The 13,046-nt window shown below is 41.3% G+C and carries 11 protein-coding genes; 6 read left to right on the top strand and 5 right to left on the bottom strand.

The window, feature by feature from the left end:
* The first annotated feature begins 81 nt into the window (after positions 1–81).
* From ACX17N_RS08320 to ACX17N_RS08340, 5 genes are all read left to right on the top strand, one after another.
* The gene (locus ACX17N_RS08320) at positions 82–1,311 is read left to right on the top strand and encodes a bifunctional succinylornithine transaminase/acetylornithine transaminase (RefSeq protein ID WP_458892101.1); all 1,230 of its coding nucleotides are present in this window, start codon (positions 82–84) and stop codon (positions 1,309–1,311) included.
* Positions 1,312–2,508 (top strand): arginine N-succinyltransferase, encoded by a 1,197-nt coding sequence (gene astA / locus ACX17N_RS08325; RefSeq protein ID WP_458892102.1) that lies wholly within the window; start codon positions 1,312–1,314, stop codon positions 2,506–2,508.
* 11 nt (positions 2,509–2,519) lie between these two features.
* Complete coding sequence (astD, locus tag ACX17N_RS08330) at positions 2,520–4,028, top strand: succinylglutamate-semialdehyde dehydrogenase (RefSeq protein ID WP_458892103.1); 1,509 nt, start codon at positions 2,520–2,522, stop codon at positions 4,026–4,028.
* A 228-nt stretch (positions 4,029–4,256) separates the two neighbouring features.
* Entirely contained in the window at positions 4,257–4,724 is a 468-nt protein-coding gene (locus ACX17N_RS08335) for a hypothetical protein (RefSeq protein ID WP_458892104.1), read from the top strand.
* A gap of 36 nt (positions 4,725–4,760) precedes the next feature.
* On the top strand, positions 4,761–5,228 hold the full coding sequence (locus tag ACX17N_RS08340; RefSeq protein ID WP_458892105.1) for a hypothetical protein: 468 nt from the start codon (positions 4,761–4,763) through the stop codon (positions 5,226–5,228).
* Positions 5,229–5,324: 96 nt separating this feature from the next.
* Here the strand turns inward: ACX17N_RS08340 and ACX17N_RS08345 are convergent, their stop codons facing one another.
* Positions 5,325–6,392: an asparaginase gene (locus ACX17N_RS08345; RefSeq protein ID WP_458892106.1), complete on the bottom strand. Its 1,068-nt coding sequence runs from the start codon at positions 6,390–6,392 to the stop codon at positions 5,325–5,327.
* A 301-nt stretch (positions 6,393–6,693) separates the two neighbouring features.
* On the opposite strand from ACX17N_RS08345, the gene ACX17N_RS08350 reads away from it, so the two are divergent.
* Positions 6,694–7,989 carry a dicarboxylate/amino acid:cation symporter gene (locus ACX17N_RS08350; protein ID WP_458892107.1) on the top strand — a complete coding sequence of 432 codons (1,296 nt, stop codon included), beginning with the start codon at positions 6,694–6,696 and terminating at the stop codon, positions 7,987–7,989.
* A 267-nt stretch (positions 7,990–8,256) separates the two neighbouring features.
* Here the strand turns inward: ACX17N_RS08350 and ACX17N_RS08355 are convergent, their stop codons facing one another.
* The 4 genes from ACX17N_RS08355 to ACX17N_RS08370 form a co-directional block, all read right to left on the bottom strand.
* Positions 8,257–8,487 carry a hypothetical protein gene (locus tag ACX17N_RS08355; RefSeq protein WP_458892108.1) on the bottom strand — a complete coding sequence of 77 codons (231 nt, stop codon included), beginning with the start codon at positions 8,485–8,487 and terminating at the stop codon, positions 8,257–8,259.
* Between the two features lie 723 nt (positions 8,488–9,210).
* Positions 9,211–10,197 carry an NAD(P)H-quinone oxidoreductase gene (locus ACX17N_RS08360; protein WP_458892109.1) on the bottom strand — a complete coding sequence of 329 codons (987 nt, stop codon included), beginning with the start codon at positions 10,195–10,197 and terminating at the stop codon, positions 9,211–9,213.
* A gap of 101 nt (positions 10,198–10,298) precedes the next feature.
* Entirely contained in the window at positions 10,299–11,741 is a 1,443-nt protein-coding gene (locus tag ACX17N_RS08365; protein WP_458892110.1) for a coniferyl aldehyde dehydrogenase, read from the bottom strand.
* A gap of 39 nt (positions 11,742–11,780) precedes the next feature.
* Positions 11,781–13,025 carry a saccharopine dehydrogenase family protein gene (locus ACX17N_RS08370; protein ID WP_458892111.1) on the bottom strand — a complete coding sequence of 415 codons (1,245 nt, stop codon included), beginning with the start codon at positions 13,023–13,025 and terminating at the stop codon, positions 11,781–11,783.
* Positions 13,026–13,046 lie beyond the last annotated feature (21 nt).

The following is a 13,046-nucleotide window of genomic DNA, read 5'->3' on the forward strand; positions in this document are numbered from 1 at the left end:
TCAGAACCCAGCATTCCCAGCGACTGGTTCGGATGCCGTTAAATTGACTTAACGTTTATAAAATATTGGAGATTAGTGAAGATGACTACGACTACAGTAACACGTGCAGATTTTAATCAATGGTTAGTTCCAATTTATGCACCAGCAGAATTTATTCCAGTACGCGGTGAAGGTTCTCAAATTTGGGATCAAAATGATAAGCAATATATCGATTTTGCCGGTGGTATTGCAGTAAACGCACTAGGTCATGCACATCCTGTAGCGGTAGAAGCGTTGAAAGCACAAGCCAGCAAACTATGGCATCTTGGTAACGGCTATACCAATGAACCAGTTTTAGCTTTGGCTAAAAAATTAGTCGAAAGCACGTTTGCCGATAAAGTATTTTTCTGTAACTCGGGTGCAGAAGCCAATGAAGCTGCACTTAAACTGGCGCGTAAAGTCGGTTTACTTAGTGGTAACCCGCAAAAAAATCAAATTGTAGCATTCAAGAATGCTTTCCACGGTCGTACTTTATTTACTGTGTCAGCTGGTGGACAGCCTAAATATTCTCAAGATTTTGCGCCTTTACCAGCAGGCATTCAACATGTTGGGTTCAATGACTTAGAAGCTGCGAAAGCGGTTATTGGCGAAAATACTTGTGCTGTCATTATTGAGCCGATTCAAGGTGAAGGTGGTGTACTTCCAGCTGACCATGAATTTTTAAAAGGTTTACGTCAACTCTGTGATGAACATGGTGCTCTACTGATTTTTGATGAAATTCAAACAGGTGTGGGCCGCACAGGTTCACTTTATGCATACATGAACACGGGTGTTACACCAGACATTTTAACAACAGCTAAAGCATTAGGCGGTGGTTTCCCAATTGGTGCAATGATTACCACTGACAAATACGGAAAATTATTTGTAGTTGGTGACCACGGTACAACTTATGGTGGTAACCCATTGGCATGTGCAGTAGCTGGTGCAGTATTTGATTTTATTAATACTCCTGAAGTTTTAGAAGGTGTTAAGCAACGTCATGAACACTTTGTGAAAGGTCTAAATGCCATCAATGCCAAATACGACCTTTTTGAACAAATTCGTGGTCAGGGCATGTTAATTGGCTGTGTATTAAAAGCTGAACATGCAGGTCAAGCCAAGAACATTGTGAATTTAGCTGGTGACGAAGGTTTAATGGCGCTGGTTGCAGGTCCAAATATTGTTCGCTTCACGCCTTCACTGATCATTCCATTTGCAGATATTGATGAAGGTTTACGTCGCTTTGAGCTAGCTTTGGCTAAGTTTTCATTAGAATTGAAAGAGTGCGCATAAATGATGATTATTCGTTATGTCAGAGAAGATGACATTCATGACATTTATAAACTCGCAGAAAAAGCTGGATTTGGTTTAACGTCATTACAACCGCACATGGAACTTTTGAGCGCTAAACTTAAACGTGCCTGCGATACGGTTAAAGGGATTGTGGACAAAGGGGATCAACTTTACCTCTTTGTTCTAGAAGACACAAAAATCAATAAAGTGATCGGACTTTGTGGTATTGAAGTGGCTTTAGGGTTAAGTGAGCCTTGGTACAATTTCCATGTCGGGACACAAGTTCACTCTTCAAAGGAATTGGGGATTTATAAATCACATAAAACCTTGTTTTTGAGTAACGATCATACGACTTGTAGTGAATTATGTACGCTGTTTTTAGACCCTGATTATCGTAAAGATAAGAATGGTAAATTCCTGTCTAAAATCCGCTTCTTGTATTTAGCAGCATTTAGAAACTTATTTGAAAAGAGAATTGTCGCAGAAATGCGTGGTTACTCAGATGCTCAAGGCTATTCACCGTTCTGGGATGCTTTAGGGCATAAATTCTTTGATATTGAATTTACCAAGGCAGACTATCTTAGCGGTACGGGTCAAAAATCATTTATAGCGGAACTGATGCCTCGTTATCCACTATATGTCGATATGTTGCCAGAAGCTGCGCAAAAGGTCATTGGACAAGTCCACCCGAACACATACCCAGCCTACAAGTTATTAGTAGGTGAAGGACTACGTTTTCAGGGCTATGTCGATATTTTTGATGGTGGCGCGACGCTTGAGGCGGATGTCGAAAACTTACGTTCAATTAAAGAAAGTGCTAAAGCACAAGTCGAAATTGTCGCTGAAGTTTTTGAAGGTGCAGAGCCTTACTTGGTTTCAAATGATCGATATCAAGATTTTCGCGGCCTTATGATTCAGCATGATCCTGAAACTGCAGTAGTGAAACTTACGCAAGATCAGGCCAATCAGCTCATGGTGAGTCAGGGTGATCAAGTCCGTATTCTCTCTTTAAACCCAAAGGTCGATGAATTATTTGAAGCCGAAGAGCCATTCTACATTTCAAATGATCAAGATTCACACGGCAGCAAGCTGCAGCAAGATTCTGAGGCTGATGTAAAGAAGCTTTCACAGGAACAGGCGAATCAGCGCAAGGTGAGCCATAGTGCTCAAGCCCGTATTTTGGATTTAACCCCATAGGAGTACTCAGCATGATTCAAGGTAAATTGTACATTCAGGGGCAATGGGTCGAAGGGCAAGGCAGCAACTGGGTTAAAACCGATCCTGTGAGTAATCAAGCTTTGTGGACTGCGCAAGAAGCAACCGCAACTGAAGTAACGCAAGCGACACTGGCAGCACGTAAAGCGTTTCCATTGTGGGCAAAACTGGCGCTTGAAGAGCGAATTGCGGTTGTTCAACGCTTTGCAGAGCTACTTGAACAAAATAAAACGCATTTGGCGCAAGTCATTAGTCAGGAAACGGGTAAGCCATTTTGGGAAACAGTGACTGAAGTTCAGTCAATGATTGGTAAAGTCGCGATTTCAATTCGTGCTTATCATGAAAGAACAGGTTCTAGCAGTACGGCTATGCCGGATGGTGTGGCTTCATTGCGTCATCGTCCGCATGGTGTGCTGGCCGTTTTCGGGCCATATAACTTCCCGGGTCACTTACCAAATGGTCACATTGTTCCTGCCTTAATCGCGGGCAATACGATCGTCTTTAAACCAAGCGAATTAACGCCGTGGACTGCTGAAGAAACCGTTAAACTCTGGCAACAGGCAGGATTACCTGATGGCGTGTTAAACCTTGTACAAGGTGGCCGTAGCACTGGTGAAGCACTTGCAGCAGCATCTCAAATTGACGGATTGTTGTTTACGGGCAGTGCCAATACGGGCTATCACCTCAATAAACAAATGGCAGGTCATCCTGAGAAAATTCTAGCGCTTGAAATGGGTGGTAACAATGCACTCATTATTGACAAGATTGAAGACCTTGATGCTGTTGTGCATTTAGCAATTCAGTCTGCGTTTGTTTCAGCAGGGCAACGTTGTACCTGTGCTCGACGTATTTTGGTGAAACAAGGTGCGGAAGGTGATGCATTTGTTCAGCGCTTGGTTGAAGCTGCAAGTAAATTAGCTGTAGGTGCTTGGAATGCTGAACCACAACCATTTATGGGTGGGGTTATTTCATCACGTGCTGCAGAGCAAATTCTTCAAGCTCAACAACAGCTATTGAGCTTAGGTGCAAAACCTTTGCTTGAAATGAAACGCATTGATCCAAACAGTTCATTACTGACACCAGGTATTTTAGATCTGACTAATGTTGCTGATGTGCCAGATGAAGAAGTATTTGGTCCATTAACCACGATCTATCGCTACCAAGATTTTGATGAAGCTATGCGTATTGCCAACAATACCCGTTTTGGTTTGTCATTTGGACTGGTTTCACCAGATCGTGACTTGTTTGAACGTGTGTTGATTGAAGCGCGTGCGGGCATTGTGAACTGGAACAAGCCATTAACGGGTGCTTCAAGTGCTGCACCATTTGGTGGACTTGGTGCATCAGGCAATCATCGCCCAAGTGCTTACTATGCAGCAGATTATTGCGCATGGCCTATGGCCTCACTGGAAAGTGAACAAGTGCAATTACCGGCAAAATTATCTCCGGGTATTAATTTACAGCACGATTTAATTGAGCAAAAGAAACCTGATTACGTTTAATCCAAAAACGGATCTAGAAAAAGCGAAGGTGTACAGCCTTCGCTTTTTAAATTGCTACAGATACATTGCATATAAATCTATGATATTTATAAAAGAGCAAAAAAATAAGTATAAGATTTAAAGATTTAGTGTTGTGAAAAAATATTTCAGCCCTTTTTTTTTGAGTAAAAAAGGCATAGAGTATTTAGATAACAAAAATCTTCTTAAGGATAAAGAGGAGCCATAAAAATGAATAATACCCAAAAAATACTCAACATCATTTTTTTGTTTGCTGTTGGATTAAACGTGGCTCAAGCTCAAACATCCTCGACACACCCAGATGATGTGAATTCAGGTCTAGGTTCAGAAAACGATCCTATTTCGACAAAATCTTACCGGACTGATCCAGCGACCTTGTCGAGTGCGGCACTCTCTATTGCTTCTATATCGGCATTGGCTCAATTTGAACAAGCCAACAATGAAAAATATGAAAATATGCAAATGCCGCCCGAGATCAAAAATCTTGAAGAAACCAAAATGAATACGGCCGGTTCTGTATTTAAACGCTACAACTATTCACTTACCAGCCGTTCAGCAGATTACAGTTCGAAAACCAATTATTGGTGGAATGCCAGCAATTACAGTTGTATTGCGACAGTCAGCTATAACGGACGTATCAATGCCGTGAGCAAAGTGAGCTCATCCGATTGTCAGTAATTTGAACTGAATGCAGCAATGAAAAGGATGTATCCAATGAATAAACAGCTTATACAAACAGGTTTCATCCTTTTAACTCTGTGCAGTTTTAATACGGCACATGCGATTGATGCGAAATACAGAGCCAAGTTAGAGCAGTCGGGTTGTACACAAATGTCCGAAATGCAGGGCTGTGATATTAATAAAAGCAAAGCCGAAAATGCCAAAGCTGGGTATGGTGCAGAGGTCTATCCGATGCATCATCATCAGAATCACTATCTTTATACGGGGCAGTGGGTGGCAAAAAATGCCAATACCGGTCAAACTGTGGCGACCATACGAGTAGATAATGATGAAAATGTCTGGGTGAATGGACAGAAAGTCACAGCCAAAAAAAGTGATGCAGGCTTAGTCTTTAAACAGGGTTTTATTCAATATACTTTAGAGGGCGGGTCAATGCACAGAAATGCAGGCTATTGGTATGACTCTGATGCACAAACCTCAGGACCCATTCAAATGGAATAAGAAACTGTATTTACTCATTTATTTATTGAAATAAAAAAGACCGATTCATAGACTAGAATCGGTCTTTTTTTAACGCTGATGGATCTGTTTTAACGATTAGTATTTCCAGAACATCTCTTGAATTTGCTTGGCATCATTGGTTTTGGTGAGTGCTAAAGCAGTCAAAATACGGGCTTTTTGCGGATTTAAGTCATGTGCCGCAATCCAACCATATTTATCATCAGGCTGTTCGGCATTTCGAATAATGAAACCTTGTGCTACACGTGATGAACGGACAATTTGGATGCCTTGTTCATCATGCAGTTTTCTGACTTCAGGTACGAGGTAATTTGCCATAGAACCATTACCCGTGCCTGCATGAATAATCGCTTTAACGCCTGCTTTGGCAAACGCTTGGTATGCATCCGGCATCATAGAATCTGAACCATAGACAATTTGCACGCTAGGTAAAGCATCACCCTGAATTTTCTCAATATTAAATTCAGAATTATTGGTATGTTTTTTTACAGAACTTCTGAACCAGTACGGCTTGCCTTCAACCAAAGTCCCTAAAGCTCCCCATTGGCTGACAAAAGCATTGGTATGAATATTAATGCCTTTGGTCACATCTCGTGCAGCAAAAATCGAATCATTCATTAACACCATTACGCCTTTGTTTTTAGCTTCATCAGAAGAGGCCAAAGCAACAGCGCTATATAGGTTTAATGGGCCATCTGCAGACAAGGCCGTCGATGGTCGCATAGAGCCTACTAACACAATGGGTTTATCCGTATGTACCACTAAATTCAGGAAAAAAGCGGTTTCTTCCATGGTATCGGTACCATGGGTAATGACGACACCATTGACAGAAGGTTTCTTCACTAAATCATTAACTTGACGCGCTAAAGATAACAATTCTTTGTCTGTAATACTTTCAGATGCAACTTGCAGTGCCTGAATGCCTGTCACATTTGCCAGATCATTCACTTGCGGCACAGCTTTGATCAGTGCATCAACAGGAACTTTTGCCGCGCTATAGGTTGCACTATTGGTTGAACTTGCGCCTGCACCAGCAATGGTTCCGCCCGTTGCGACCACTACGACATTATTTTTTGCGTAAAGTGCTGTGGAAGATGCCAAAAGGGTGAGTGCCAAGCCGCATGATTGGAGAGTTTTACTTATCATTAACCAGATCCTAGTTCTTAAATTCCATTAACAACAATGTTTGATGTGTACAAACATTAACAATATTTAAGTTTCTTTCACGAATAGCGTCATTGGCATTTTGTATATTTTCTTAACAATCTCCATGCAAAATTTGCATAGAAAAATACTTTTTTGCATTTTTAATTTTGATCAACTTTCGTTAGATTCTGCCAACACCCCTAAGCTAAATGGATATTTGGCTTGGATGGAACAAAATCATAACATCTTATAAAACAATAAGATGTTTTTATCGATTTTAGGGTATTAAAAGGAAATTTTTATGGATCAGAAAAAACTATTAAAATTTATTCTAGTTGCGATGGTTTCTGGAATATTAGTTGGTTGGCTTTTTCATAGTAATTTGAGTACTACTCAAGCTGAAAATATCGCGTCATATTTTAAAATTCTTACAGACATATTCTTAAGATTAATTAAAATGATCATTGCACCATTGGTTTTTGCAACGATTGTTTCTGGGTTAATCTCAATGGGTAAATCATCATCTTTAGGCTCAATTACGCTTAAAGCCATGAGTTGGTTTATTGGTGCATCTCTCATTTCTTTGCTGTTAGGCATGGGCATGGCAAACCTACTTCAACCTGGTGCAGGAATGAATCTTCCAATTCCTACAGCTCCTGTTGATGTTGGTGTCAGTGCAACCAGTTTAAATATACAGACCTTTATTACGCATATTTTCCCAAAAAGCTTTGCTGAAGCGATGGCGAATAACGAAATCTTACAGATTTTAGTATTCTCGATTTTCTTTGGTTCTGCTTTAGCTTACGTGCATCATCAACAAGATGAAGGTGATACGGTTATTGCAAAAATTATTGATGAATTATGCCGTATCATGTTCCGTATTACCGATTACGTGATGACGTTTTCTCCTATTGCTGTTTTCGCGGCAATCGCTTCTGCGATTACCTTAAAAGGCCCACAAATCATTATCGACTATAGTGTTTTTATAGGCGAATTTTATGCGAGTCTTTTCATTCTTTGGGCTGTGATTATTACCGTTGGTTATCTCTTCCTGAAAAAAGATGTCTTCCGTTTACTCAAGACTGTTCGTGAACCAGCAGTATTAGGTTTTGCAACAGCAAGTAGTGAATCTGCTTATCCAAAACTTATGACTGCCTTGGAAAAGTTTGGTGTACCAAAGCGTATTACGAGCTTTGTATTACCATTAGGCTATTCATTTAACCTTGATGGATCAATGATTTACATGTCTTTTGCGGTATTATTTATTGCTCAAGCGTATAACATTGATTTAAGTATCTCCCAACAAATCTTGATGTTACTGACGCTAATGATTACCAGTAAGGGTATTGCAGGTGTGTCTCGTGCATCGTTGGTGGTCATTGCTGCAACATTAGCAATGTTTAAACTTCCTGAAGCTGGTATCTTGTTGATTCTTGCAGTGGATCACTTCTTAGACATGGGGCGTACAGCAACCAACATTATTGGTAATAGTGTCGCAACAGCGGTCATTGCTAAGACTGAAAGTCATAAAGTTGAAGAAAGCGAAACGGCGTTGGTTCAACCCCTTATTCCGAATGAGCAAAAGAATTCTCTCTAAGTCTTGAACTCCCGCAAGATAATAAAAAAGCATCACTTTATGTGGTGCTTTTTTAGTTGCGAAATTAAAAACGTGCTGCTGTAATCTTCTTTATATTAATTAGGGAGAACGAGGTATTCTGCATGTTCAGGTGCTTCGTTTATTGAATTTAGGCGCATCAATTTGTAAGTAGACCCAATTTTTATGCGTATACAAGTTCAATAGGTTCTGAGTTCCAGACCATCTTAACCAGATATTAAAACCAGTAAATCTCAGAGAGGATAATGGTCATCCCATTACTTTTTCGATGGCAATATCACTAATGTGTGCTTGATCTTTGTAATGCGACTCTAATAAGACCACCAGTTCTTTTGCTCTTTTTTCCGAATAGAAACAATTTCCCTGACTTAAATCATCTAACCATTCTTGTAACGATCCAAGCACCGTCTGCTTTCCATGCCGAGTACCGTAATAGACAATTACCCCCGACTTTTTAGCTTTAATGATGAAATTCGACATAAGGAATATCCTAAGTCAGATGGTGGTTCAGTGACGAATGTGAACACTTAGAGCAAGCTTTAGCATAATTTATCACGTGATCATCCACAAAATCTCGAGTTTATGCGCTTTCCTTGACGATAGTGCGACGTGCTTAGCTTTATTTTTTTCGCAATCACTGAAGTATAAAAGAACTCCATCTCCAATACAGAATATTATTTTGAAAAAATATTGAAATTTAAATTAAATCAAAAAATTAACTGTAAAGATGTTTTTTTAGTTCTGATATCGCCCAGCTATATATCTCGTGATTTTGCTTGTATTGAAATTTTATTTAATGATTCAAATAGCAACCGCATATTTTACCCCATGTCGAGCTTTCGCTAGACCTAATACAGACTAAGGGTCAGTCAGGTTTGCTAGATATAATCATAGGGTTTGTCTATCGGAGATGACTTAAACCGTGTGTATAGATCCAATGTATCGAATACAGATAAAAAAGCATGCCACATTTAGACTCTGGCGGTGTTATAAAACAGTGTTTTGACTAGCGCAAACATAATGCTTAATGAGCTTATGCGGATTTCAAAATAAGGAGGGCTGATTAACTTTTTATCCGTCATCGTGTAAGTAGCAGCAATGCCATTTAAAGCTGAATTGAGTCTGTATGCTGAAATTTATAATGACATCAATGGAAAAGCTCAGAAGTTAAATGAAAGGCGCTTAACTTCTGAACAAGATTGACTATTTTTTGACAATCAGAACCAATTTCCCCACGTGTTGACCTTGGTTTAAAAACTCATGTGCTTGGCGTGCTTGCTCAAGATCAAAGGATTTAAATAACAACGGTTTTAATTGTCTTTTTGAGATTAAAGGCCAAACCTGTGCTTGAAGGGCAGCCATGACCTCGGCTTTTGCCTCTGAAGATTGAGAACGTAGTGTTGCTCCCGTATGGGTCAGGCGTTTTGCAAGCATCGGGAAAATATTCACTTTTTCAGCGAGTCCTTTTAACACACCGACCTGTAAAATTGTGCCATTCATTGCTGCAACTTCATAATTTCGTTGAATATAATCACCTGCGATGATATCTAAAACGAAATCCACACCTTTGCCATCGGTATGCTTTTTGACTTCTTCAACAAAATCTTGTTCTTTATAGTGAATCGCAACATCTGCACCAAGTTCTAAACTTGCTTTTTGATGAGTTGCACTCGATACTGTCGTAAAAATCTGAGTTGCGCCAAATGCTTTGGTGAGCATTGTTGCAGTCGTTCCAATTCCAGACGTCCCACCATGAATCAAGATAGAACTGTTTGGGCGAAACTTGGCATGTTGAAACAAATGCGACCATACCGTCATAAAGGTTTCAAGTAAAATCCCACCTTCAACCAGAGTTAATCCTTCTGGAATAAAAAGCACATTGTCTTGCTGTGCAACCACATACTCGGCATAACCGCCACCTTGAACCAAAGCACAAACTTCATCACCTGCTTTAAACTTCTGAACAGATTTACCTACTTGTTTCACGATGCCTGAAACTTCAAGGCCGGGAATATCTGTGACACCGGGAGGCGGGGCATATAAACCTTGACGTTGCATCACATCGGGACCATTAATGCCCGCGGCAACAACTTCAATTAGCACACCATCATCCGTTAACTCTGGTATGTCTCGTTCGCTTAAGCGAATCACTTCAGGGCCGCCAGCACCATTAAAAGTAATGCATTTCATCAAGGTTTCCTTATGAAAATTGAGGGGTTTTTATTGGATGTGTAAATTGAAAACGCAGAAGGCATGGGATTCTAGGGCGAGTGAATCCCATGCAGATTTGATTAGTGCGTGGTTTTGTTCTTGCCTAAAGTCATGCGCAACGCAAAGTCCATAAATTTTCCAAAAGGCGCTTGCAGTAAACTCGGTAAATTCCATCGCCCTTGGTCAAACACCCCTTTGGCATGACTCATAGAACGGAAGCCTTCTATGCCATGATAAGCCCCCATACCACTAGGACCGACACCACCAAAGGGTAAATCATCCTGCGCTACGTGAATGATGGTGTTGTTAATACCAACATTTCCTGAAGTTGTGCGCCGAAGCAATTTTTTGCAATCTGCATCGTTTTCACCAAAATAGTACAGCGCAAGAGGACGTGGACGCGCATTGATATACTCAATGACCTCATCAATATTCCGATATGTCCGGACAGGAAGAATTGGACCAAAGATTTCTTCTTGCATAATGGCATCATCGTCTTTTGCACCCACAACAAGGGTTGGTGCAATGGTCCGAATACGACCACTAGCGGATTCTGGCTTAGCCCCCATTTCAATTACGCGTGCGCCGTGCTCTCGTGCATCATCAAGCAAGCTTTGCAAACGAGCATAATGCCTCTCATTGACGATGGAGGTATAGTCTTGGCAATCTGGACCATTCGGATAGAAACGCGTCACGGTTTGATTGAACTGTTGAATAAAAGCGTCTAAATCATCTTCATGTACCAGTGCATAATCTGGTGCAACACAGGTTTGCCCCGCATTCGATAACTTTCCGTAGGCGATACTACTCATTGTTCGGTGATTAATCTTGCCCCGCGCGACAATGACTGGACTTTTGCCCCCTAACTCTAGGGTTAAAGGAACAAGGTGCTCACTGGCGGCTTTCATCACTTTCCGACCAACAGGGGTACTCCCTGTAAAGAGTAAATGATCAAAAGGAAGCGCACTGAACTCCGCACCAACTTCAGGACCACCTAAGATGACCGCTACCTCATCACTCGAAAATGTTGCAGCAAGCATGCGATGAATCACCTCACTGGTTCGAGGGGTTAATTCAGACGGTTTAAGCATGGCACGATTACCCGCAGCCAATGCGGTCGCTAATGGAATTAAGGTTAAAGAAATTGGATAATTCCAAGGCGCCATCACACCAATGATTCCTTTAGGCTGGTACTCTACATATGCCTTGGCCGATCGATAAAACCAGCTGACATGACGGCGTTCGGGTTTCATGAAACGGCGGAGTTTCTTGCTCAGATAGTCAATTGACTGAACAACCCCAACCAGTTCCATCACATCTGTTTCATGATGAGAACGATGCCCAAAATCTGCACTGACCGCCTTTTGTAACTCGCTACGATATGCAATGACTACATCACGTAATTTTTTCAGATTTGCTTTTCGTTGAGCGAGAGTCGGAGGCTCTTCAGTGAAGAATGCTCGACGCTGTTGATTGAGTATCTCAGCGGCAGCTGTCGGGTTGATTGGATGTGAAGCGTTCATCTTTCACCTCATGGGACGTATCTATGAAAATGGTTTTATTCAGATTTCTTGGAAAACTAAACCTGCATGGCGTGTTAATCGCTGAATAAAACGGTCATCAAACATGGTCGCTGGTGTCCAGAAACCACCACCACGACCGACTTTTTCCCCATCTTTCACATGATCAAGTGCAAGACTAATCGCGGCTTGACCGAGCATTTTCCCTGTAGAGCCATAACCTGGATCACGATCCCCCATCACTTTGACTCTTAAACTCTGACCATCATTGGTTTTGCCGAAAAAGCGTAAATCAAAACGACCCGAACGCTGCTGTTCAGGTGTAGGGCCTTCACCCGGTTTGGGCAATACATAGCGCTCCATGAGTTGGCTAATCGGTTTATTGATAGCAGCTAACATGAATGCACTCAGACCAGCGACCATACCAAGCGCCTTTAAACGGCCATTGATGCCAGTGCCGGTTAAAATTGCTTCGTTGTAACTAAAGTTAGATCCATACGCATTTCCAGATAAGGCATTAGAACGATGCACGACACGTTCATTTACTGCCGCCATTACAAAAGGGGCAATCCAAGCATTAAAATCAGGATCGAGTTTTGCCGTTTTTATAAAATCTTGCTGCTGTGTGAAAGAGTGACCTTTCGGACAAATAAAATAAGGATTGACCAGCTCTTTTTTTAACACGGGATCAGCGGCAGCTTCTTGAATCACGTTGATCAAGCTTGCAACGGTTCCACCAGATGCACCACCTTTTAAGGTTTTTACGCGCATTTTGACTTGGGTGGCAGGCACACCAAATTGTTTTAAGGCCTGCTGTTGTAGAAAATAAACCCCCATATCCGATGGGACAGAATCAAAACCACAACAATGAACAATCCGCGCACCAGATTGCTGCGCTTGCGTTTCATATTTTTCGATCATTTTCTTAATCCACTGGGTTTCTCCCGTGAGATCACAATAATCCGTGCCATTTTCAACACAAGCTTTGATCAGTGGTTCACCATAAAGCGCATAAGGTCCAACTGTAGACACAACCACACGCGTGTTTGTACAGAGGGCTGTCAAATCTGCATCACTGCCAGCATCGGCAATCAAGATGGGGAGGTTTTCACCTAGAGCACCTAAGGCATGCTTCAGCTCTTCTAACTTACTCTTTGAACGTCCTGCAATTGCCCAGTTCAACTTTTCATCTTGTTGTGCAAAATATTCCGCGAGATATTGGGTGAGAATTTGCCCGACAAAACTGGTTGCACCAAAGACCACAAGATCATAGTTTGCTTTTTTCATTCGCGATTATCCTTTTTTATT

Source organism: Acinetobacter sp. GXMZU3951 (genome assembly GCF_054457875.1).